The following is a 23,082-nucleotide window of genomic DNA, read 5'->3' as shown; positions in this document are numbered from 1 at the left end:
ACCGCCCGAGCACAGCGCGTCGCGCGTTCGCACGGTCTGTCACCGGACCCGAGGGCAACCCCCGACCAGTGTTGGAGAAGGGCCCCTTGAGCGACCTCGACAGCGCCGCCGAACCGAGCGAGGCGGCCCCCGCAGCGATACCCCCGAGCGCGACGACCGGCAGTGGGCGAGGGCGGGCGGTCGTCGCCGGCGTACTCGCGCTGGCGCTGCTGGTGGGGGGTGCCACGGTCCTGGCCCTGCGCGACGACAGCACGTCCAAGGCGTCGTCCGAGGCCGACGCCCGGACCAAGCGCAAAAGCGAACCGATCGACGAGGACACTGCTCAGCGGCAGGCCCGCAAGACCGGCAAGAAGGTCCAAGTCGCGTCGCTGACAGACGAGTTCTCCACCACCTACGCCAACCCCGACGGCACCTTCACCTATACGGCTTCCGCGCAGGCGCAGCGGGCGAAGAACGCCGAGGGGAAGTGGGCCCCGATCGACACCTCGCTGCGGCGAAGCGACGACGGCTGGTCCACCGTCAACAGTCTTTACCCGGTCACGTTCGCAACGGGCGACCCCGACCGCGCCCCGGTCACCAAGGCCCGGGCGAGCGGCGGAAGTTCCGCGGGCACGGTCACTTCGGCCGTTTATCGCACCACCGGCAAGTCCGCCGTACAGGCTGCCGATGAGACCGTCTGGACCCCGTTGCTGACGATGACCGCCGAAGGCCACGAGCTACAGGTCGAGTGGCCCGGCACGCTGCCCGAGCCGGTCGTCGAGGACAACAAGGCGCTGTACGAGAGCGTGTTCCCGGACGTCGACCTGATGCTCACCGCACGCGACACCGGCTACACCCACGTCCTGATCATCCACACCCCGGAGGCCGCCGCCGCACTGGCCGCCGACCCGCCCCGCTACCGCTTCACCTCGCCCACCCTCGCCTTCTCCCTCGACGCCGCCACCGACGTCCTGCGCGGCAAGGACAAGGACGGCAACGAGATCACCGTCTCGCCCACCCCGTTCCTGTGGGACTCGGCCGGCACGCACGACACGGACACCCCGTCCGCCGACCCGGACGCCGCCACCGGCACCAACGAGAACCCGGAAGTCGTCGAGGAGTGGTCCGGGAACGGCGGCTCCTCGGACAGTGACGCCTCGGAGGACGGGGGCACGGACGACCCGATGGCCCCCTGGAACAACAGCCCCGTCGAGTCCGACGCCGACCCGGCCGCGTACGCCGTTCCGGCCGCCGCGAGCGAGACGCTCGCCCTGCCCGCCGTGCACGGCCCCGGCGAGGGCGCGCACGCCACCACCGCCAAGGCCTCGGTGGACAACGACGGCGTCCTGACCATCACCCCGCCCGACGCCTACCTCACGGCCGCCGAGGCCCCGGTGTACCCGGTCTTCCTCGACCCCTCGACCATCGGTCTCAGGAGCAACTGGACCACCGTCTACAAGAAGTACCCCAACTCCAGCTTCTACGACGGCGCCAACTACAACGAGGACACCAAGGAGGCCCGGGTCGGCTTCGAGAAGGACACCTGGGGAACCGCCCGGTCCCTCTTCAAGTTCCGGTTCCAGAAGTCGATCAAGGACGCGACCGTCACCAACGCCACGCTGAAGATCCTGGAGACCCACTCCTGGTCGTGCAGCAAGCGCACCATGCAGGTGTGGCACACCGGCCCGTTCTCCTCCGGCACCACCTGGAACAGGCAGCCCACCTGGAGCCGGAAGATCACCTCGAAGTCGTTCGCCTACGGCTGGAAGTCCAACAGCTCCTGCCCCGACACGAACGTCCACTTCACGCTCACCTCGCTGGCCCAGGACGCCGCCGACAACGGCTGGTCCACCCTCAACATCGGTCTGGTGGCGTCCAATTCATCGGCCGCTCCCACCTCCAACGCGACCAGCCTGGAGACGGACTCCTACTCCTGGAAGAAGTTCAAGGCCGAGGAGGACGGCTCCCCCGAGGTGTCCGTCACCTACAACCGCAGGCCCAACGCCCCGACCGCGATCGACATGCAGCCCGGTTCCTGCGACACCAGCGCCAAGCCCTACATCCGTCTCGGCAAGACCACGCCCTACATCAGTGCCAAGGCGACCGACCCCGACGGGGTCCTCACCAAGCTGGAGTTCGAGATCGGGCGGGACGGCACCGACGACGCCGACAACTACAACAACACCAAGCGGAGCATCTACAGCACGATCAGCAACGGTGAGACCGGTTCGGCCGTCCTTGAGAGCCTGGTCAACGGCGTCACCTACCAGTGGCGGGTACGTGCCTGGGACGACCAGTCCAGCAGCAGTTGGGGGCCCAGCGGCGGCACCAAGTGGTGCCGGTTCACCTACGACACGACTCTCCCCTCCTCGCCCAAGGTCAGCTCGGCGGAGTTCCCCGAGGACACCGACATCAACGGCGACAGCGAGGTCTGGTCGGACGAGCCGTTCGGCACCGCCGGCGCCTTCACCTTCAAGGTCGGTGACACCAAAGACACCGACATCGTGAAGTTCGTCTATTCCATCAACTCGACGAACACCGCCAGTTGGATCTGCGCCATCGGCACGAGCGGAACCACGGACGGCCTGACGAAGTCCTGCAGCGCCACCAGCACTCCCGTCACCTCGCTCACCGTCACGGGCGTCAAGCCCCCTTCCGCCGGCCCCAACACCCTCTACGCCAAGGCCGTGGACGCGGCGGGCAACATCTCCCCCGAACGCAAATACAGCTTCTACGTCACGCCACGCACCAAGGCCGACGCCGCAGGCGACCTCAGCGGTGACGGTGCCCCCGACTTCGCCTCCCTCTCCGCCGCCGGAAACCTGCTGATCACCGCGGTGTCCAAGAGCGGTACGTGGATATCCGGTTCCTGGGGCATCCACGAGCGCTGGAAGCTGCTGATGGACGAGGGCACCGCCCCCCACCTCTGGGACGGCGCCTCCACCAACCCCCAGTACTCCCTGATCACCCACAACGGCGACTTCGCCCCCGCCGACGGCGCGACGGACTGGGTGATGCGCACCCCCGACGGCGGACTCTTCATCTACCCTGGCGACGGCTACGGCGGCCTCGACGTCAGTCGGCGCATCGAGGTACGGCTCCCGGCCAACGCCCCCTCCCCCAGCACCTTCTCCGAGATCAAGTCGGCAGGCGACATCACCGGCGACGGCCAGCCCGAACTCTTCGTCGCCGGTGGCGCAAGCGGTTCCGAGCTGTGGGTCTTCTCCGGCTACAGCGGCGGCTACTTCTCCACGGCCACCCAGATGACCACCGCCGACTGGGGCACCCGCGACTTCGTCACGATCGCCGACTACAACGACGACGGTGCCGCCGACATGATCTACCGCATCGCAAACGGCACCCTCTACCTCCGTAAGGGCATCCTCGAAAGCGACAAGACGGGCACGGTCCTCACCAGCCTGGGCACGTCCGGCGCAAGCCTGGACGGGGACGACGTCTACGCCACCGGCATGACGCCCGCCCTCTTCCCCCAGCTCTACGGCAGCCCGGACAACACCGGCGACGGCAACCCCGACATCTGGGCGACCAACTCCGCCGGGGCCCTGCTGCTGTACCACGGCGGTGCCACCGCCATCGGCAGTGCCAGCACACTCCGTACCAGCGGCTACAGCACGGTCGTGCAGTTGGGCTGACGGTACGACAACCAGGTTGGCCCAAGTCCTTCTTCCCGTGCCCCCCGCCACGCGAGAATGCTGGGCCTGGACAGGTCATGTGCGGCAGGTTGAGGCGGGGGCGGCTGGCGGGATGACGGTGACCGACGGGGTGGCGGCGGGACGGTTCGGCGGGCGGCGGCGGTTCATGGTGCTGGGGGCCGGGGGACTCGCGGCGGTGGCCGGCGGAGTGGGGACCTGGCGGCTGCTCGACGGCGACGCGGAGCAGTGGCCGTGGGAGCAGGTCTGGTCCGAGCCGGTGGACGGGGTGTATCCCTCGGCGCTGAACGCGCACGCCGGAGTCCTGTATCTGTCGGGGTTCGGCGGGGTCACGGCGGTGGAGCAGTCCCGCGGCGGCAAACGGTGGCAGGCACTGTCGGACCTCGACAGCCAGTCCGCCCCGGCGTTCGGCGCGGATGTCGTCTGTATCACCGGGGTCCGCACCGGTGGGCGGACGGTGGTGAACGGTATCGAGGCGTCCTCGGGCCGCATGCTCTGGGAACGTGAGGTCGACGGTCTGACCCAGTACGCCCCGACACCGGCCGGCGACATCATGCTCGTGGTGATCGGAAGGGTCTCCGTGGCCTCGGACACCGTCGTCCACGCGTTCGACGCCAGGTCCGGCCAGGTCAGGTGGAGCACCCGACTGCCCGCGAAGACCGTGGGGCCATCGGCGCCGGTGACCGGGAACGGCCTGGTGCACCTGACCACCGGGGTGTTCACCGAGGGCTCGATGGCCTGGACGCTTGACCTGGCGACGGGCGCGCTGCGCTGGAAGTCCCCCTCGGAAGGCTTCCTGGGCGCCCCGGTCCTGGCCGGACGCGAACTCCATATGACCGCGAGCCCCAGCAGCGGCAGCGCCGACGAGGGGCACAACGCGTTCGTCACGCTCGACGCCGTTTCGGGGAAGGACCTGCGGCGGGCGGGGAACCTGCCGGTCGGCAGCGAACTCAGCGTCCAGCGGGTGGGCGGCACGCTGTACGCGGCGGTCCGCCGTTACGGCGACCAGTACCACAGCACCCTCGTCGCCGTCGACGTGTCGACCGGGCGCCTGCGCTGGCAGGCGGACACCGACATCGACATGGTACGAACCTTCCGCGTCTCCGGTGACACGGTCCTGGCCGGGGGCAAGGAGCCCCCGGAGACGACCGGTTCCTATCTCGTCCAGGTCTTCGACGCCGACACGGGCCGGCGCCGCTGGACCCGCGACATGGGGACCCACGTCAGCTTGGAGGGCCCCGTCCTGACCGACGGCACGGTCTGCGTGCCCACCCGCGCCAAGGAGTACACCAACCGGGGCACGCTCAACTTCCTGGACCTCGCGTCCGGCACCACCCGCTGGCGCCACCCCCTGTCCACCAGCGGTAATGCCATTGCGTGCCCGGACGGCCGCACGCTCTACGTCCTGGCCATGCCGTTCCCGCAGTCCTCCGAAAACACGCTGGAGAGCCGCCAAGTCCCCACGCTGTACGCGTTACGGCGCAGGGACTCCTGACGACACCGTCCCCACCCCCACCCGCCGGAACTCGATCGACTCGTACGTCCCGTCGGTCCCCGTCTCGTACAGCACCCCCACCAACCGCCGGTCCACCCGCACCAGGTCCGAGTAGGCCGCCCGGCGGTTCGACAACGTCAGCACCTTGGTGAACGTCTCTCCGCCGTCCCCGCTCCGCCAGATCGCCATCGACCGCCGTGCCGTGGGTTCCGAAGGCCCCGAGAACAGCAACGCGCCCGAACCTCCCTGGAGTTGAAGCACACTCCCCTGCACGATCGGGACGTCGTTCAGCGTCGACTGGACCGTGTACGGGCGGTCCAGGGACTTCGCGCCGTCACTGGAATAGGAATCCAGGCGATTCCCGAGCGCCACTCCGTTCTGATCCCTCGACGAGAAGTACAGCCTGCCGTCCGGGAGTTGGGCCGCGCTCGTCTCGTTGGCGTTCTCGATGCCGTCGTACGAGTCGTCCACGAAGCCCAAGCGCCAGGTGCGGCCCGCGTTGTCGCTGTAGATCGCGTGGCCGCCGTAGTACTTGGACTCCTGGCCCGTGTCCGTCGAACCCGTCGGCGGGGCTGCCGAGTGGTTGGCCGGGATCACGATCCGGCCCGCGTGCGGGCCGCGAGTCAGATACACCGCATGGCCCGGACCCGTCGCGTACCAGCGCCAGTTCGGGAGCTTCGTCTGGGCCGTGATGTCTCTCGGGCGCGTGAAACGGCGTCCGTCGCTCACGCTGGTGCTCGTCTGGACGAAGACCCTGCGGCTCTGCTCCGGCGTCGCCTCACCCCGCATGATCTGGGCCTCCGTCACCGCGCCGGAGTTGTACGACGTCACCAGCACGATCCGGCCCGTCCGCTGGTCCACCACCGGCGCCGGATTGCCCCGCGTGTCACCGTTCCCGGCCGCGACCACCGACAGCGGGCCCCAGGTGCAGCCGCCGTCCGTGGAGCGGCGCAGGACCACGTCGATGTTGCCGCTGTCCCCCGCGCCGTCGTGTCTGCCCTCGGCGAAGGCCAGGAGGGTGCCCTTGCGGGTCATGACCGTGGCCGGGATGCGGTAGGTGTCGTAGCCGCCCTTGCCCGCCGTGTAGGGGACCGATGACGTGCAGTACGAGCGGGTGGCCGCGGCCCGGGCCTTCGTCGCGGTGAGGTCGGTGGCGATTCCGGTGCCGGTGATCAGGGCCGCGCCGGTGGTCGCGGCGAGCAGCGTACGGCTCAGGGGCGTCATCGCTCTCCCTTGCGGAGTGGAATGGGGGGTGTGCCCGTGCAACTCGATGCGACAGTAACTCCGCTGACGGATCGTCACCACTCGTAGCACGTACGGAACATACGTACCCGCACGCCACCACACCCCTTTGCGCCACTCCCCTCTACGCCACTCCCCTCTACGCCACTCCCCCCGGCGTCACCAACCCCGACTCGTACGCCACGATCACCAGTTGCGCCCGGTCCCGCGCGCCCAGCTTCCCCATGATCCGGCTGACGTGGGTCTTCGCGGTCAGCGGGCTCAGGCCCAGGGTCTCCGCGATCTCCGTGTTGTTGAGGCCCCGGGCGACCAGCCTCAGCACCCCGCGTTCCCGTTCCGTCAGGCATTCGGGGCCGCCCGTCGGCGTCGGCGCCTCGGCGCTGCGCAGCAGACGGGCGATCAGGCTCGCCGTCGGGCCCGGGGAGAGCAGGGCCTCTCCCGCCGCCACCGTGCGGATCGCGTCCAGGAGTTCCGCCGGTTTCGTGTCCTTGACCAGGAACCCCGACGCGCCCGCGCGCAGCGCCTCCACCACGTGCTCGTCCGTGTCGTACGTCGTCAGGACCAGCACCTTCACGCCCGCCAGATCCTCGTCGGCGGCGATCAGCCGGGTCGCCTCGATACCGTCGAGGTCGGGCATGCGGATGTCCATGACGACCAGGTCGGCGCGGGCGCTGCGGGCCAGTTCGACGGCCTGCCGGCCCGTACCCGCCTGTCCTACGACCTCCATGCCCGGCGCCGACTCGACGAGCATCGCGAACGCCGCCCGTACGAGGGTCTGGTCGTCCGCGAGCAGTACGCGAATGGCGGTCACCTGACCCCCTCCCTGTTCACCGGCAACGGCAGTACCGCGTTCACCCTGAACCCCCCGTCCTCCCCCGGGCCGGCGTCCAGCGTGCCGCCGACACTCCGCGCCCGTTCCCGCATCCCGACCAGCCCGAAACCACCCTCAGACGTATCCTCCCCGCCCCCGACCCCGTCGTCCGTCACCTCCACCCGCAGCGCGCCCTCGCCCCCGTACAGCCGCACCCGTACCGTCAGCTCCTCCCGCCCTCCGTGCCGTACGGCGTTCGTGAGCGCCTCCTGGACTATGCGGTAGGCCGCCGCGCCGACCGCCGGGGGTACGGCGTCCGCCCGTACCGCCAGTTCGACCTTCGCGCCCGCCACCCGTGCGGTCTCCGCGAGGTCGGGCAGGCCGGCCAGGCCCGGCAGCGGGCCGCGGGTGTCTCCCGTGCCCTGGCCCTCCCGCAGTACCTCCAGCGTCGTACGCAGCTCACCGCGTGCCGTTCGGCAGGTCTCGGCGATGTCGTCCAGGGCCTTCGCGACCGCCGTCCGGTCCAGGCGGTCCGGATCGGCGGCCAGGACATGGGCAGCCACCGAGGTCTGGACCCCCACCAGGGTGATGGTGTGGGCCAGCAGATCATGCAGGTCACGGGCCACGCGCAGGCGTTCCTCCGCGACCCGGCGGCGGGCCTCCTCCTCGCGTGTGCGTTCGGCCCGCTCGGCGCGCTCGACGATGGCGGACACGTACGCGCGGTAGAAGCGGACGTCGATGCCGACGAACAGGACGGCGGCGATCCAGCCGAAGACGTACAGGACTTCGATCGCCTGTTCGGTGTCCAGGGGCAGCATCACCGCCATGGAGATGACCAGGATCGCCGTGCCGGTCAGCAGCGTGCGCAGGGGGCGGCCGGTGACCGCGACCGTGTAGAGGGCGACGAACGTGGCCGGGATCGGCGCCGAGTGGTTGTTGTCCAGGGCGTGGTACGGCACGACCAGCGCCACCACCACCGCGAGGACCGGCATCGGGCGGCGTCTGCGCCACACCAGCGGCACCTGGAGGGCCAGCAGCAGTGTCCAGCCGAGTGCGTCGGGGCGGCGGCCGTCGTCGACGAACAGGGCCATGGCCGTACCGGCGACCGCGGTCGTCAGGGCCAGCAGCGCGTCGTTGCGGGTCGCGTGCGGGGCGCTGCGGGGGTCGCGGATGATCGCGGCCATGATCCGCTCGCCCCATCCAACGCGGGCCGCTCTTCCGGTGGTTGGCTGCACGGGTTCATCCTCCGTCAGCGGGCGCCCCTCCGGCAGGGAGGGGCGCCCGCTCGCTCGTACGACGGATCTCATACGGGTTCCGGCTGGCGTTCCTGTCGTACGGCGTCCGGGTCCGGCTTCCGGGACAGCGCCCCCGGCCACCACACCCGCCTCCCCAGCGCCACGCTCGCGCTCGTCACCAGATACGTCCGGACGAGGAACGTGTCGAGCAGCACCCCGACCGCGATCACGAACCCCAGTTCGACCAACTGCACCAGCCCCATGTTCGTCAGCACCGCGAAGGTAGCGGCGAGGACCAGTCCGGCGGAGGCGATGACCCCGCCCGTCGTCCGCAGCGCGGTGAGCGCCGCCGCCACCGGTTCGGCGCCCCCCAGCGCTTCCTCGCGCATCCGGTGCATGAGGAAGATGCCGTAGTCGACGCCCAGGGCGACCAGGAACACGAAGGACAGCAGCCCGAGTCCGGGATCGGTGCCCTCGAAGCCGAGCAGCGGCCCGAACACCAGTCCGCCGATGCCGAGCGCGGCCCCCCACACCGCGACCACGGCGGCCACCAGCATCAGCGGCGCCACGATCGACCGCAGCAGCGCGACCAGGATCAGCAGCACGGAGAGGAGGACGATCGGTACGACCACCCACACGTCCCGCGCGTTGGTGTCGACGAGGTCGATCTGCTGGGCGCTCGGCCCGCCGACGTACGAGCCCTTGAGCTCGTTCCGCAGCCGCTCGATGGTCGCGGTCTCGGCGGCCGACTGGGGCGCGTCCTTCGCGAAGACGGTGATCTCGGTCCAGCCGTCTCCCGTACGTCCCTTCTGCGCGTCGCTGATCCCGTCGGCGGCCCGGATCGTCGTGAGCGTCTCGTCCGCCCGGCCGGCCGGGGTGATGACGCTGATGGGCTGCGTGCCCCGGTCGGGGTAGGCCGCTGCGAGGGTCTGCATCGCGGCGACAGCCTCCGGTTTGTCGACGAAGGCGTCCTCCTGCTTGACCGGTCCTGGCAGGTTCAGCGCGCCCAGGGCGAGCGCGCCGAGCAGGACGGCCCCGCTCGCGAGGACCACCAGGGGCCTCCGACCAGCCGAACTGCCCATCGCGGCGAAGAGCGAACGGCGCCGCGCCTGGGGTGTGCTGCCGTACGCGGGGACCAGCGGCCAGAACACCCGGCGGCCGAGCAGGACGAGGATCGCGGGGAGCAGCGTGAGCATCGCGACCAGTGCGCAGAGTACGCCGACCGTGCCCAACGGGCCCATGCTGCGGCTGGAGTTGAGGTCGGCGGCGAGCAGGCACAGCACCCCTGCGGCGACCGTGCCGGAGGAGGCGAGGACGGCGGGCCCGCAGCCGCGCAGGGCGGCGGCCATCGCGTCGTACGGCCGCTCGATCCGCCGTAGTTCCTCGCGGTAGCGGGAGACGAGGAGGAGGGCGTAGTCCGTGCCCGCGCCGAAGACGAGGATCGTCATGATGGCCGAACTCTGGCCCGAGACCGTGGTGCCGAAGGCCTGGTTGAGGCCGTAGGCGACGCCCATCGACAGGAAGTCGGCGAGGCCCACGACGACCAGCGGCACCAGCCACAGCACCGGGCTGCGGTAGATGAGGATCAGCAGGACGGCGACGACGGCGACGGTGGTGTAGAGCAGCGGTCCACCGAGCGATTCGTAGACCTCGGAGGCGTCGGTGGCGAGCGCGCCGGGACCGCCGACCTCGACGTCCAACCCGCCCTCGGTGTGGGCGACTTGGCGTACGTCGCCCACGAGGGCGTCCCGCTTCTTCTCGTCGGTGCCCGGCTCGTTGCTGCTCACCGGGTACATGAGGGTGGTGCCGTCGGCGGACGGTACGCCCTGCGGGGCGGCCGTCAGGACGTGTTCGCCGGCGATCCGGTCGACCTGTGCGGCGGCCGTCCGCTTGTCGGCGGGGGTGAGTCCGCCGTCGCGATGGTAGACGAGGACCAGCTCGGTGGTCTCGCCGCCGGGCAACTGGTCCTGGATCCTGGCGACTTGGGTCGAGTCGGCGTTCGCCGGCAGATAGTCGGTGATCCGGTCGTGCTGCACCTCGGAGAGCTTCGCCGCGAACGGCCCCACGATCGCGAGCACCCCGATCCACAGCCCGAGCACGAGCCAGGGCACGGTTCGTCGGCGCCGAGCCCTCGTCACTGTCTTTGCGGCCTCCATGTCGAGACCCTCCCCTCGTCCGGACTTCTGGCTGACGTTCACCAGAATTCCGTCGGACGGGGGTGGATTCGTCGCGCGGGAGGGCGAGTTCGGGGCTACTGCCGGGGGTGACACGGGGGCCGGATTACTCCCCCGGGAGTACGAACCGGGCGATGGGGCACTCGAATCCCACCCTTCGAGAGGAACCGTCCCATGCTTGGTATAGGCGCAGCAGTACTGTTCTTCATCGCGTTCCTGATCAACGCGGCCGAGATGTCGACGAACGACGTCTTCACTTCCACGAACGTCATGCTGCTCGGCCTGATGGTCCTGGCCCTGCACGTCGCGGGAATCGGAAGTGGCTGGTCCGCCCGCAGGCGCTGACTCAGGACGGCGTACGCGCCGCCGCCAGCAGCCGGGTCACATCGTCCCCGCAGATCGTCAGCGCAGCGCCGACCGTCGTCAGGACGTCGCGTTCCGCCGGGGTGTACGGGCCGTCGGCCAGGGCGATGCGGGCGCCCTGCAGCAGGATCGATTCGCGGCCGGGGGCGGCGAGGTGCGGGGCCAGGGGGTCCAGCGCCTCGTGGAGCTCTATGGCGAGGCCGGGGCCGCACGGGGGGCCGAAGAGACGGCCCGTGTCGGCGGCGAGGGCTTCCACCAGGGCCGCGAGCTGGTCCTCCGTACAGTCGTCGAAGCCGGCCGCGCGGACGCCCGTCACCGCTGTCTCCAGGGTGTGGCGGGCGTGGGTGCCGCCGGCGGCGAGGACCGCGAGGGCGACCGTGTGGACCGCGTCGCGGAGCATCGCGGAGAAGCGGGTCGTGGTGGGGTGGTCGAGGACGTCCGTGCCGAAGTGGCACTGGCAGGCCGCGCATTCGACGACCGGCCCGGTCTCGCCGCGCGGGAGGACCGGTACGCCGAGGAGGGTGAAGCGGCGGCGGCCGGTCAGGCGCTGGTAGTTGCGGTCCCCGCCGCAGCCGGGGCAGAAGAACTCGCCGTCTCCGACGCCCGTCCAGACCGTTCGGGAGCCCAGGACGCGTGCTGTCCGGCCCCTGCGTACGACACGTACGCCACGACCGTCTCGACTGCCTCGTCCCCGTCCTTGGAGCACGTCGCACCTCCGGTAGCTACCCCCCACTGCCTGTTGCAGGGCGCGGGAGGTACCCCCACCGGCAACACTGCCGCGCTGGCGTGATGTTAGCCACATTGTTGATGCGGAGTCAGTACCCAGGACCAGACCTGCCCATGACCCACCCTTGGTTTGGCCGGTAAACGACGGCGGCCCCGCCCGCCACGAAGGGCGGACGGGGCCTGAAACCAACCGGTGGGGTGAGTCAGCGGCCTGCGCGGTTGACGGCGGAGACGACCGCCTTCAGGGAGGCGCGGGTCGTGTTGGCGTCGATGCCGATGCCCCACAGGACCTTGTCGTCGATGGCGACCTCGATGTAGGAGGCGGCCTGCGCGGAGGCGCCCTCGCTCATCGTGTGCTCGGAGTAGTCCAGCAGCCGCGCGTCGATGCCCAGGCCCTGCAGGGCGTGGAAGAACGCCGAGATCGGGCCGTTGCCCGTGCCCACCAGGGTGGTCTCGACGCCGTCGACCTCGGCCTCGACGGTGAGGGTGTCCACGCCGTCCTTGTCGGTGGTCGACTGGCCGGTGCTGACCTGGATCCGGCCCCAGGGGTTCTCGGGGTTGGGCAGGTACTCGTCCTGGAAGACCGTCCAGATGTCGGCGCCGGTGACCTCGCCGCCCTCGGCGTCCGTCTTCGCCTGGATGATCTTCGAGAACTCGATCTGCATCCGGCGCGGCAGGTCCAGCTTGTGGTCGTTCTTCAGGACGTACGCGATGCCGCCCTTGCCCGACTGGGAGTTGACCCGGATCACGGCCTCGTAGGACCGGCCGACGTCCTTCGGGTCGATCGGCAGGTACGGGACCGCCCACTCGATGTCGTCGACGGTGACGCCCTTGGCGGCCGCGTCGGCCTCCATGGCGTCGAAGCCCTTCTTGATGGCGTCCTGGTGGGAGCCGGAGAAGGACGTGTAGACCAGGTCGCCCACGTATGGGTGGCGCGGGTGGACCTCCATCTGGTTGCAGTACTCCCACGTACGACGGATCTCGTCGATGTCGGAGAAGTCGATCTGCGGGTCGACGCCCTGGGAGAAGAGATTCATTCCCAGCGTGACCAGGTCGACGTTGCCGGTGCGCTCGCCCTGGCCGAACAGACAGCCCTCGACGCGGTCGGCGCCGGCCATCAGGGCCAGTTCGGCGGCGGCGACGGCCGTACCGCGGTCGTTGTGCGGGTGGATGGAGAGGACGGCGTGCTCGCGGCGGGTCAGGTTGCGGCCCATCCACTCGAAGCGGTCGGCGTGCGTCGACGGGGTCGAACGCTCCACCGTGGCGGGCAGGTTGAGGATGATCTCGCGGCCCGGGCCGGGCTGCCAGACGTCCATGACCGCCTCGCAGACCTCCAGCGCGAAGTCCAGCTCGGTGTCGGTGAAGATCTCGGGGCTGTACTGGTAGCCGAACTCCGTCTCGGGGCCCAGCAGTTTCTCGGCGTACTCCATGACCAGGCGCGTGCCGTCGACGGCGATCTGCTTGATCTGGTCCTTGGAGCCGCGGAAGACGACCCGGCGGAAGACGGGCGCGGTCGCGTTGTACAGGTGGACCGTGGCGCGCTTGGCGCCCTTCAGGGACTCGACGGTCCGCTCGATCAGGTCCTCGCGGGCCTGGGTCAGTACGGAGATGGTGACGTCGTCGGGGATGACCCCGGGCTCCTCGATGATGGAGCGGACGAAGTCGAAGTCGGTCTGTCCTGAGGCCGGGAAGCCGACCTCGATCTCCTTGTAGCCCATCTTGACCAGCTGGTCGAACATCCGGCGCTTGCGCTCGGGCGACATCGGGTCGATCAGGGACTGGTTGCCGTCGCGCAGGTCGGTGGAGAGCCAGCGAGGAGCGACGGTGATCCGGTTGTTCGGCCAGGTGCGGTCGGGGATGTCGACCTGCTCGTACTCGCCGTACTTGTGGATCGGCATGGAACTGGGCTGCTGGCGATTGGCACTGTGGGCCATGATGCGTGGGCTCCTCGTGGTGTCCTGAAGGACGGCCGACGGCGCAACGCCAGACTCCGCGGGGAGGGGGTCGGCCTCGACTTACAGGCCCTCGCCGCGGCAGCTAAGGAGGAGCAGCCCGATACGCATGATGCGAAGCATGCTAGCCGAGCCGCGCCGGGGGCGCGGGCCTGTATCACTATGCGGGACTGCCAGTATGCGGGAGCGAAAGAACAAAAGGGGCAAAAAGTGCGCCATACCACTCTGTCACCGAATCGTGGGCTCCTTATCCCGGTATTTCACCAATCATGGTTGCGGGTAGTGACAGCCCCATGACGTGATGCAAAGGTGCCGGGCATGACGACCAACGGGGGCATTGAGCCCGTCTTCTGCACGATCATCCCGCCGCACGTCCTCGACAAGGTGGCCCAGGCCGACGACCCGGTACTCGCCGGTCCCGCCCGCCGCACCCTGGAGCGAGACGCCTACCAGCGCACCCACCGCCGCCTGACCACGGTCCTGGGCGCACCCGCCGTGGCCGCGGCACCCCTGGCGGACGAGAAGCCGCTGCGGTCCATCTACGACGCCGAGCACCGCCAGGACCTGCCCGGCACGCTGGTGCGCTCCGAGGGCTCAGAGCCGGGCCAGGACGCCACCGTGAACCGCGCCTACGCCGGTCTCGGCGCCACCTTCGACCTCTTCCTGAAGGTGTACGGACGCAACTCCATCAACGGCGAGGGACTGCCGCTGGACGCCACCGTCCACTTCGACGAGGACTACGGCAACGCCTTCTGGAACGGCGAGCAGATGGTGTTCGGCGACGGCGACGGCGAGATCTTCCTCGACTTCACCCTCCCCATCGACGTCATCGGCCACGAGCTGACCCACGGCGTCACGCAGTACACGGCGAACCTGACGTACTTCGGCCAGCCGGGCGCGCTCAACGAGTCCATGTCGGACGTCTTCGGCTCGCTCATCAAGCAGTACTCGCTCGGCCAGACCGCCGACCAGGCCGACTGGCTGATCGGCGCGGGCCTGCTCGCCCCGCGCGTCACCGGCGAGGCCCTGCGCTCGATGAGGGCTCCGGGCACGGCGTACGACGACGACGTGCTCGGCAAGGACCCGCAGCCCGCGACGATGGACGACTACGTCCGCACCGGCCGCGACAACGGCGGTGTCCACATCAACAGCGGCATCCCCAACCACGCCTTCTACCTCGCGGCCACCGCCCTCGGCGGCAACGCCTGGGAGAAGGCCGGGCAGATCTGGTACGACGTGCTGACCGGCGGCGAGCTGTACGCGCAGGCCAGTTTCGCGGACTTCGCCAGGCTGACGGTGGCGGCGGCCAGGGACCGCTTCGACGACGGCGACGAACTCCAGGCCGTACTGAAGGCGTGGGAGCAGGTCGGGGTGCCGGCACAGTAGGCCTCGCGGGCGCTTTCGTACTAGAAATGAGCTATGCGTATTCAGGTACGGCGCACCGGCGGATTCGCGGGCATCGAGCGGCACGCCCAGGTGGACACCTCGGGCCTGTCCGACGCCCACGAGTGGCATGCCCTGGCCGAGCGGGCGGTCTCCGCCGGCCGGGGCACCCGTCCGATCGGGGTACCGGACGGCTTCAGCTACGAACTCACGGTGGACGGGAAGACGGTGTACTGCGCCGATCCCCGGCTCACGGAGGCGCAGCGCGAACTGATCTCGCGCGTCCTCAAGGAAGGCGCGTAACTGGTTGTTCACGCCGGGCCGTTGACACCCCTTACCCCCGGTACCCATGATCCGGCGCATGGCGACCAACCCGATACCCCAGTTCCCGGCCGGCTTCCTGTGGGGCGTGTCCACCTCGGCGCATCAGATCGAGGGGGCGGTGGACCAGCGCGAGCCGTCCGTGTGGGACGCCTTCACGGCCGAGCCCGGGCGGGTGAAGGACGGCTCGACGGCCGCGGTGGCCTGCGACCACTTCCACCGCTACCCCGAGGACGTGGCCCTGCTGGCCGGCCTCGGCGTGGACGCGTACCGCTTCTCCGTCTCCTGGCCCCGGGTGAACTCCCCCGGCGGCCTGGACTTCTACGACCGGCTGGTGGACGAGCTGTGCGCGGTGGGCGTACGTCCCGTCCCGACCCTCTTCCACTGGGACCTGCCGACGAGCCTGGACTGGCTGGAGCGGGACACGGCGTCCCGGTTCGCCGAGTACGTGGCCGTCGTCGCGGAGCGGCTCGGCGACCGCGTGAAGAAGTGGATCACGATCAACGAGCCCGCCGAACACACCCTGTTCGGGCATGCGTTGGGCGCGCACGCGCCGGGCAAGCAGCTGATGTTCGACGCGCTGCCGGCCGCCCACCACCAACTCCTGGGCCACGGCCTGGCGGTACGGGCACTGCGCGCCGCCGGTGCCACGGACATCGGGATCGCCAACTCGCACGGGCCGACCTGGCCAGCGTCCCAGGAGCAACCGGACCTGGAGGCGGCCGAGTTCTACGACCTGCTGCTCAACCGGCTCTTCGCGGATCCGGTTCTGCTGGGTCAATACCCGGACGGGATCGGCGAGTTGATGCCGGGGGACGTGGAGTCGGACCTCAAGATCATCGGGGAGCCGCTCGACTTCTACGGCGTGAACTACTACGCGCCGACCAAGGTGGGCGCACCTCAGGGCGCCGACATCGAGTTCGGCGGGCTGACGATCCCGGCCGAACTCCCCTTCTCCGTCCAGGAGATCGAGGGCGTGCCGGTGACGGACTTCGGCTGGCCCGTCGTACCCGAGGGGCTGACCGAGCTGCTCACCACCTTCCGGGACCGGTACGGCGACCGGCTGCCGCCCGTCGTCATCACCGAGAACGGCTGCTCGTACGAGGGGCTCGACGACCAGGCCCGGATCGCCTACCTGGACGGTCATGTCCGGGCGCTGCACCGGGCGGTGGAGGCGGGCGTGGAGGTGCGCGGCTACTTCGTGTGGTCGCTGCTGGACAACTTCGAGTGGGCGGAGGGGTATGCGCGGCGGTTCGGGCTGGTGCATGTGGACTTCGAGGACCCTGAGACTCTCACTCGGACACCCAAGGCTTCGTACGGCTGGTTCAGGGACCTTCTCCGGGCGCAGAGAGACTGAGGACGATTGAGGACGACCGAGGATGACTGACGTGTCCCGCTCGGTGGGTGCGCTCGCCGAGCCCGTCGAGCGGGTCGGGCGGGGGTGGACCGCCTCGCTGTCGCTCGCCAACGGGGCGATCTGGGTGGGCTGGTTCGGGCCGCTGCAGATCCTGCTCGCCTCCCAGGCCGAGGACTTCGCGCCCGGCACCGGGATGTCGAAGGAGACCCTGCTGGCGTGGGTGGCGGGGGCGGGCGCCCTGGTGTCGCTGGTGGCGAACCCGTTCTTCGGCGCGCTGTCGGACCGGACGACGTCGCGGTGGGGGCGCCGTACGCCGTGGATCGTGGGCGGCGCGGCGGGCGGGGCGGTGTCGTTGCTGCTGCTCGCGGGGGCCGGTGGGCTGTGGACGATGGTGGCCGGCTGGTGTCTGGTCCAGCTGACCCTGAACGCGGCCTTCGCCGCCGTCACGGCCGCCGTCCCCGACCGGGTGCCCCGGCTCCAACGGGGCTCCGTGGGCGGCTGGTTGGGCGCGGCGCAGATTCTGGGGGTGGTGGGCGGTACGGGTCTGGCGACGGCGGCCGGAGGCGTGGGCGCGGGGTACGCGGCGTGCGCGGCGTTCACGTTGCTGGGTGTGCTGCCGTACGTGCTGCGGCACGGGGATCTGCGGCTGGCGGCCGAGGACCGGCCGGTGTGGTCGTGGCGGACCTTTCTCGCCGGGTTCTGGCTGAGTCCGCGTCGCTATCCGGACCTGGGCTGGGCCTGGCTGACCCGGTTCCTGATCAATCTGAGCAACGCGCTGGTGCTGCTGTATTTGCTGTACTACCTGCGGGACCGCCTCGACCACTCCGACCCCGAGCAGGGCGTGCTCATCCTGACGGCGGTGAACAGCGTGACGCTGCTCGCCACGGTTGTCGTCGGCGGGGTCTGGTCGGACCGGGTGGGCCGTCGCAAGCCGTTCGTGATCTGGTCGGGGGTGCTGATGGCGGTGGCGACGGCCGCGCTGGCCGGCTGGCAGACCTGGCCGGGGGCGATCGTCGCGGCGGCGGTTCTCGGGATCGGCTTCGGGGTGTTCACGTCGGTCGACTTCGCCCTGATGACGGACGTACTGCCGAAGGCCCTGGACCGGGGCAAGGACCTGGGCGTCATCAACGTGGCCAACGCCCTGCCCCAGGTCGCGGCGCCCGCCCTCGCCGCGCCGATCGTCACCTACCTGGGCGGATACCGGGTGCTGTATCTGGTGGCGGCGGCGATCGGGCTGGCGGGGGCGGTGCTGGTGGGGCGGATTCGGGGGGTGGACTAGGGCGAGCCCCCTGCTGCTATGAAACAGCCTGCGGCACCGGAACCGGCATCAACTCGGCGTCCTGGCGCAGGATCCGGGTGTGCAGGGACCGCAGTGCCGGGCCGGGGTCCGCGCCCATCGCCTCGGCCAGCCGGTGGCGTACGCCCTCGTAGGCGGTGAGCGCGTCGGCCGGGCGGCCGAGGTGGCACAGGGCGAGCATCAGGAGCTCGACGAGCCGCTCCCGGAGGGGGTGCGTCGCGACGAGCCGGACGAGCTCGTGGACGTACTCGAAGGAACGGCCGAGTGCGATCTCGCCCTCCAGTCGTCCTTCGAGGACCGTGAGCCGCTTCTCGGCCCAGCGCAGTCGCTCCGCCGCCAGATAGGGCGTCCGAAGGCCCTCCGCGAACTCGCCGCGCCACAACTCCTCGGCCTGGCAGGCCAGTTCGACCGCGCGCCGCACGTCTCCTGCGTCCCTCGCCGTGAGCGCCTCGCCCACCAGCCGCCGCCGCTCCGTCAGGTCGTCGATGCCGGCGCCGGCCAACCGGTATCCGGCGCCGGTCCAGGTCAGCTCCACGTCCTCCCCGAGCGCGCGGCGCAGTCCGGAGACGTACTTCTGCACCAGGTTGCGCACATGCACGGGTGGGGTGCCACCCCACACGGCCTCGACCAGACCCTCGTACGACAGGGGCCGTCCCTCCTGGAGAAGCAGTACGGCCAGGACCGCGCGCTGTTTCGGCGGGCCGAGGGGGATCTCCGCGCCGTCGCGCAACGCGCGCAGCGGGCCCAGCAGTTCGAAGCGCACCGGGTTGCTCCTCACTGTTGCCCCTCCCTCGCCCATGCTCCTCCGAGCCTAACGCCGGTGCCGTCCTCCGGGTCTTCCATCGGTTCTTCCAGCGGACCTTCCAGTGGGCGGGCAGACGGTGAGCGGGTCATCCGATCGCCCCCTAGGTTCCTTGGAAGGGCACCCATGCTCACCCGGCTCGGCCGTCTGGCCGTGCGGCGCAACGGCGCCGTGCTGATCGGCGCGCTTCTCGTCCTGCTCGGTCTGGGCGCCTACGGCGCGGGCGCCCAGGAGGATCTCGCCCTCTCGCGCTGGAGCGCGCCCGGCACGGAGTCGGTGCGTGCCGGGGACCTGCTGCGGGACGACTTCCGCACCGGCAACCCCAATCTCGCCCTGCTCGTCACGGCACGCGACGGAGACGTGGACAGTCCGCGCACCGAACGGGCCGCCCGTGAACTCGTCGCCGAGGTCGACGAGTTGCCCATGGTCACGGACGTCACCTCGTACTGGGACGCGGGCAGCCCCGCGCTCCGTGGCGAGGACGGCCGCCGGGCCCTGGTCCTCGTCCGCCTGGAGGGCGGTGCCACCGAGACCCGCGAGGAACTCGCCACACTGTCACCCGAGTTGACTCGGACCACCGCCGAACTCGACGTCCGCGTCGGCGGCCAGGAGGAGATCTCCCGGCAGGTCGGCGAGCAGGCCCGCGCCGACTTCCTGCGCGCGGAGGCCTTCGCCGTGCCCCTGGTGCTGCTTCTGCTGATCCTGGTCTACCGGCGCACCACGGCCGCCCTGCTCACCGTGGCCGTCGGTCTCCTCTCCGTCCTCGGCGCCCTCGCGGGGCTGCGGCTGCTGGCACAGTTCACGGAGGTGTCGACGTTCGCCGCGAACCTGGCCCTCGTGCTCGGGCTCGGACTGGGCGTCGACTACAGCCTGTTCGTCATCAACCGCTACCGCGAGGAACGCACCGCGGGCCGCGACCAGCGGGAGGCCGTTCTCGCGGCGACCGTCGTCGCCGGGCGCACGGTCGTCTTCAGCGGAGTGACCGTCGCCGTGTCGCTGTGCGCGCTGCTGGTGTTCCCGTTCTTCTTCCTGAGCTCGTTCGCGTACGCGGGCGTCCTCGTCGTGGGCGCAGCGGTCGCCGGAGCCGTGCTCGTCCTGCCGGCCGCGCTCGCCCGCTGGGGCCATCGCGTGGAGCGTGCCGCCACGCCGTCCTCCGGCTTCTGGCACCGCACCGCCCTCGCGGCCATGCGCCGCCCGCTCCTCGCCGGCGCCGGAGTGCTGGCGGTCGTCCTCGTCGCCGCCGCACCCGTCCTCGGCCTGCGCTTCGGCCTCCCCGACGAGCGCACCCTGCCCGAGGGCACGTCCTCGCGGACCACCTCCGAGATCGTCCACCGCGAGTTCGCCGCCGAAGCCACGGACACCGTGCAGGTCGTACTGGCGGAGCCCGCCGACACGCGCGAGTACGCCGCCCGGCTCTCCCGCGTCGCGGGCGTGTTCCAGGTCGACGCCCCCGAGGGCACCTACCAGGACGGCCGGCGCACCGGAGCCCCCGGCCAGGACCGGCTGACGGCGCCCGACGGACGCGCGCGCCTGGCCGTCGTACCGACACAGCGGGCCATGTACGGCGATGTCCCCGCCCTCGTCGAACGCGTCCGGGACACCCCGGCCCCGGCCCGCGCCCTCGTCGGCGGCTACCCGGGGGAGACCACCGACTTCCGCACGACGCTCCTCGACCGGCTGCCACTGGCCGTGGGCATCGTGCTGCTGGCGACGTACGTGATCCTCTTCCTCATGACCGGCAGTGTGCTGCTGCCCCTGAAGGCGACCGTGCTGAACCTGCTCAGCCTGTCGGTGATGCTCGGCTGTCTGGTGTGGGTCTTCCAGGACGGCCATCTGTCCGCCCTCCTCGGCTTCACCCCGACCGGATCGATCGAGCCGAGCATCCCGGTGCTGATGTTCTGCGTGGCGTACGGACTGTCCATGGACTACGAGGTGTTCCTGCTGGCCCGTATCAAGGAGGAGCACGAGCGGACCGGCGACACCGTGCGGGCGGTCGGCGAGGGCATCCGGCGCAGCGCACCGCTGACCACCGCCGCGGCCGGGATCCTCGCGCTGTCGTTCCTGTCGTACGCCACCGGAGGCGTGGTCTTCCTCAAGGAACTGGGCGTCGGTACGGCCCTGACGATCCTCGTCGACGCCACCCTCATCCGGGTCGTGCTGCTCCCGGTGACGATGCGGCTCGCGGGGCGCGCGAACTGGTGGGCGCCGAAGCGGCTGCTCCGGTGGCGCGTCAGGGAGGGCACCGCACCGGGCCCTGGCGGTCAGAGCGCTCCGGCGTCCCGGGCCGACCAGACGGTCGGGTAAAGGGGCCGGAAGCCCAGGTCCCGGCGGATGCGCTCGGTGGACATGATCCCGAACCACGGGTCGGGGTCCGTGCGGTCGTGGGCCTCGGCGGGGGTCTCGACGCCGTTGAGCTGGTGCAGCTCGACCGTCGTGACGGGGGCGTCGTCGGCGATGTTGTAGATACGGCCCGCGACTCCGGGCGCGTGCAGGAGCCGCAGCAGGCCCTGGGCGATGTCCGCGTGGTGGGCCATCTGGAGCCGCTGGGCCGACGCCCAGGTCGCTGCCCACCTCAGGGACTGGGCGAGATGCGGGTCGCCCTCGCCGTAGACGAAGGGGAGCCGGCCGACGCGTACGTCCATGCCCTCGCCGTCCAGGGCGAGCAGTTCCCGTTCGGCCTTCGCCTTGGACTCGCTGTACGCGCCCCACATCATGCCGCCGGGCCGGATCTCGTCCTCCTCGACCAACGGGCGGCCCCGCCCGGTGCCGTACACCATCCCCGTGCTGACCTGCACGAAGCGGTGTACGCCTGAGGCCAGCGCCGCCCGGCCCAGTTCCACGGCCGCGTCCCGGTTGACGGCCCACGCCTCCTCGTCCGGGACCCCGCGGAAGGAGGCGGCGACGTTCACGACCGCGTCCACGCCGGCCACCGCCTTGCCGAGCGCCTCCGGGTCGCGCAGGTCGCCGAGGACGACCTCGGCGCCCAGTTCGGCGAACCGCTCCGCCCGCGCCTCGTCGCGCACCAGGATCCGTACCCGCTCCCCCGGCCGGCTCTGCGCCAGCAGCCTCGGTACGAAGCGCCGGCCGACCTGTCCCGTCGTGCCTGTCACCAACGTCAGCATGATCTGCTCCTCTCGGTTTCCGCTCCCTGCGGTGGCATCACTCTGGGACGGTGGCGGGCCGACCGGGAGAGACCCGTCTTTCAGGGGATCGGCAGGCCCTGGATAAGTCGGGCGGGGTCGGCCACGCTGGGGAGCAGCGGCGTGAGAGGAGCGACCTGCGTGGTGACCGACGTGGTGAACCGGGGCGAACTCGCCGACTTCCTGCGCCGTGGGCGGGCCCGGCTGGACCCCGCGGCGGTGGGCCTCGCGCCCGGTGCCCGGCGTCGTACGCCCGGTCTGCGCCGCGAGGAGGTGGCGTCGCTGGCCGGGATGTCGGTGGACTACTACACCCGCCTGGAACGGTCCCGGGGCCCGCGCCCGTCTCGCCAGATGCTGGCCGCCCTGGCCCGGGCCCTGCGCCTCACCGACGACGAACGGGACCACCTGTTCCACCTGGCCGGCCAGGAACCGCCCCGGCGCGAGAGCGTCTCCGGGCATGTACGGCCGGGGCTGCTGCTGATCCTCGACCGGCTGCACGACACCCCGGCGCAGGTGATCACCGACTGCGGTGAGGTGCTGGCGCAGAACGCGATGGCGTGCGCGTTGTCGGGGGACGTGCTGGCCCGTCCGCCCCGGGAGCGGAACCTCGTACGGCGGTTCTTCCTGGACCCGGCCGCCCGGGCGCTGGTGCCGCCGGAGGACTTCGCCGAGCACGCACGCAGTCATGTGGCGAACCTGCGGGCGGTCGCCGCGGCCCGGCCCGACGATCCGGTGCCGGCGGCGCTGGTGGCCGAACTGCGGGCGGGGAGTGCGAAGTTCGCGCGGCTGTGGGAGTCGCATGAGGTGGCGGTGCGGCGGGCTGCCACGAAGCGGTTCGTGCATCCGGTGGTGGGGTTGCTGGAGCTGGACTGCGAGATCCTGCTGGCGCACGATCATCGGCAGTTGCTGATCGTGCATACGGCTCGGCCGGGGACGGAGTCGTACGAGCGGTTGCGGTTGCTGCGGGTGGTGGGGGTGCAGGATTTCGCCCCCGCCGCCCCTACCCGTCCCATCCTTCTGGGGGCTGCGCCCCCAGACCCCCCTTTGTGGGCTGGGTATTCAGCCCCTCCGGCGTTTGAGGAGCGGGGGTTCGGGGGCGGAGCCCCCGAGGATGGGAACGGGTAAGGGCGGCGG

Annotated in this window: 17 protein-coding genes; 9 read left to right on the top strand and 8 right to left on the bottom strand. The window is 70.7% G+C overall.

All coding sequences use genetic code 11. The features are described from left to right. The first annotated feature begins 86 nt into the window (after positions 1-86). Together LUX31_RS34395 and LUX31_RS34390 are read left to right on the top strand one after the other, a co-directional pair. Complete coding sequence (locus tag LUX31_RS34395) at positions 87-3,632, top strand: FG-GAP-like repeat-containing protein (RefSeq protein ID WP_235479208.1); 3,546 nt, start codon at positions 87-89, stop codon at positions 3,630-3,632. A gap of 112 nt (positions 3,633-3,744) precedes the next feature. Beyond that, complete coding sequence (locus LUX31_RS34390; protein ID WP_235479207.1) at positions 3,745-5,145, top strand: outer membrane protein assembly factor BamB family protein; 1,401 nt, start codon at positions 3,745-3,747, stop codon at positions 5,143-5,145. On the opposite strand, the gene LUX31_RS34385 is transcribed toward LUX31_RS34390, so the two are convergent. The 4 genes from LUX31_RS34385 to LUX31_RS34370 form a co-directional block, all read right to left on the bottom strand. Next, positions 5,125-6,369, bottom strand: a complete 1,245-nt coding sequence (locus LUX31_RS34385) for a sialidase family protein (RefSeq protein WP_235479206.1) — start codon at positions 6,367-6,369, stop codon at positions 5,125-5,127. The genes LUX31_RS34390 and LUX31_RS34385 overlap by 21 nt on opposite strands. A gap of 157 nt (positions 6,370-6,526) precedes the next feature. After that, on the bottom strand, positions 6,527-7,198 hold the full coding sequence (locus tag LUX31_RS34380; protein ID WP_235479205.1) for a response regulator: 672 nt from the start codon (positions 7,196-7,198) through the stop codon (positions 6,527-6,529). Continuing rightward, entirely contained in the window at positions 7,195-8,433 is a 1,239-nt protein-coding gene (locus LUX31_RS34375; protein WP_443046024.1) for a sensor histidine kinase, read from the bottom strand. Before LUX31_RS34375 ends, LUX31_RS34380 begins: the two co-directional genes overlap by 4 nt. A 68-nt stretch (positions 8,434-8,501) precedes the next feature. Next, positions 8,502-10,589 (bottom strand): MMPL family transporter, encoded by a 2,088-nt coding sequence (locus LUX31_RS34370; RefSeq protein WP_235480155.1) that lies wholly within the window; start codon positions 10,587-10,589, stop codon positions 8,502-8,504. Between the two features lie 192 nt (positions 10,590-10,781). Here LUX31_RS34370 and LUX31_RS34365 point away from each other — a divergent pair, with 192 nt between their 5' ends. Next, positions 10,782-10,952 carry a hypothetical protein gene (locus LUX31_RS34365; RefSeq protein ID WP_235479204.1) on the top strand — a complete coding sequence of 57 codons (171 nt, stop codon included), beginning with the start codon at positions 10,782-10,784 and terminating at the stop codon, positions 10,950-10,952. A 1-nt stretch (position 10,953) separates the two neighbouring features. Here LUX31_RS34365 and LUX31_RS34360 read toward each other — a convergent pair whose 3' ends face one another. Beyond that, positions 10,954-11,676 carry a TerB family tellurite resistance protein gene (locus LUX31_RS34360; RefSeq protein WP_443046023.1) on the bottom strand — a complete coding sequence of 241 codons (723 nt, stop codon included), beginning with the start codon at positions 11,674-11,676 and terminating at the stop codon, positions 10,954-10,956. Positions 11,677-11,899: 223 nt separating this feature from the next. Beyond that, positions 11,900-13,630, bottom strand: a complete 1,731-nt coding sequence (leuA, locus tag LUX31_RS34355) for a 2-isopropylmalate synthase (RefSeq protein ID WP_235479203.1) — start codon at positions 13,628-13,630, stop codon at positions 11,900-11,902. A gap of 336 nt (positions 13,631-13,966) precedes the next feature. On the opposite strand from leuA, the gene LUX31_RS34350 reads away from it, so the two are divergent. Genes LUX31_RS34350 through LUX31_RS34335 form a run of 4 tightly spaced genes read left to right on the top strand, consistent with a single transcriptional unit; the run spans position 13,967 to position 17,988 of the window. Then, on the top strand, positions 13,967-15,034 hold the full coding sequence (locus LUX31_RS34350; RefSeq protein WP_235479202.1) for a M4 family metallopeptidase: 1,068 nt from the start codon (positions 13,967-13,969) through the stop codon (positions 15,032-15,034). Positions 15,035-15,067: 33 nt separating this feature from the next. Then, positions 15,068-15,334: a protealysin inhibitor emfourin gene (locus LUX31_RS34345; protein WP_235479201.1), complete on the top strand. Its 267-nt coding sequence runs from the start codon at positions 15,068-15,070 to the stop codon at positions 15,332-15,334. Positions 15,335-15,380: 46 nt separating this feature from the next. Then, the gene (locus LUX31_RS34340; protein WP_443046022.1) at positions 15,381-16,709 is read left to right on the top strand and encodes a GH1 family beta-glucosidase; all 1,329 of its coding nucleotides are present in this window, start codon (positions 15,381-15,383) and stop codon (positions 16,707-16,709) included. 22 nt (positions 16,710-16,731) lie between these two features. Continuing rightward, entirely contained in the window at positions 16,732-17,988 is a 1,257-nt protein-coding gene (locus tag LUX31_RS34335) for an MFS transporter (RefSeq protein WP_235479199.1), read from the top strand. A gap of 16 nt (positions 17,989-18,004) precedes the next feature. On the opposite strand, the gene LUX31_RS34330 is transcribed toward LUX31_RS34335, so the two are convergent. Continuing rightward, a complete protein-coding gene (locus tag LUX31_RS34330; RefSeq protein ID WP_235479198.1) occupies positions 18,005-18,769 on the bottom strand; it encodes an AfsR/SARP family transcriptional regulator in 765 nt (254 codons plus the stop codon). A gap of 165 nt (positions 18,770-18,934) precedes the next feature. On the opposite strand from LUX31_RS34330, the gene LUX31_RS34325 reads away from it, so the two are divergent. Next, positions 18,935-21,112 (top strand): MMPL family transporter, encoded by a 2,178-nt coding sequence (locus LUX31_RS34325; RefSeq protein WP_235479197.1) that lies wholly within the window; start codon positions 18,935-18,937, stop codon positions 21,110-21,112. Here the strand turns inward: LUX31_RS34325 and LUX31_RS34320 are convergent. Further along, positions 21,070-21,930, bottom strand: a complete 861-nt coding sequence (locus tag LUX31_RS34320) for an NAD-dependent epimerase/dehydratase family protein (RefSeq protein ID WP_235479196.1) — start codon at positions 21,928-21,930, stop codon at positions 21,070-21,072. The two genes, LUX31_RS34325 and LUX31_RS34320, sit on opposite strands and share 43 nt — an antisense overlap. 174 nt (positions 21,931-22,104) lie before the next feature. On the opposite strand from LUX31_RS34320, the gene LUX31_RS34315 reads away from it, so the two are divergent. Continuing rightward, positions 22,105-23,073, top strand: coding sequence for a helix-turn-helix transcriptional regulator (locus LUX31_RS34315; RefSeq protein WP_235480153.1), 969 nt, complete (start codon positions 22,105-22,107; stop codon positions 23,071-23,073). Positions 23,074-23,082 lie beyond the last annotated feature (9 nt).

The organism is Streptomyces sp. GQFP, assembly GCF_021545335.1.
In the GTDB taxonomy this organism is placed as follows: domain Bacteria; phylum Actinomycetota; class Actinomycetes; order Streptomycetales; family Streptomycetaceae; genus Streptomyces.
The sequence above is the reverse complement of the archived record's forward strand: the minus strand, read 5'-3'. Positions and strand labels throughout refer to the sequence as shown.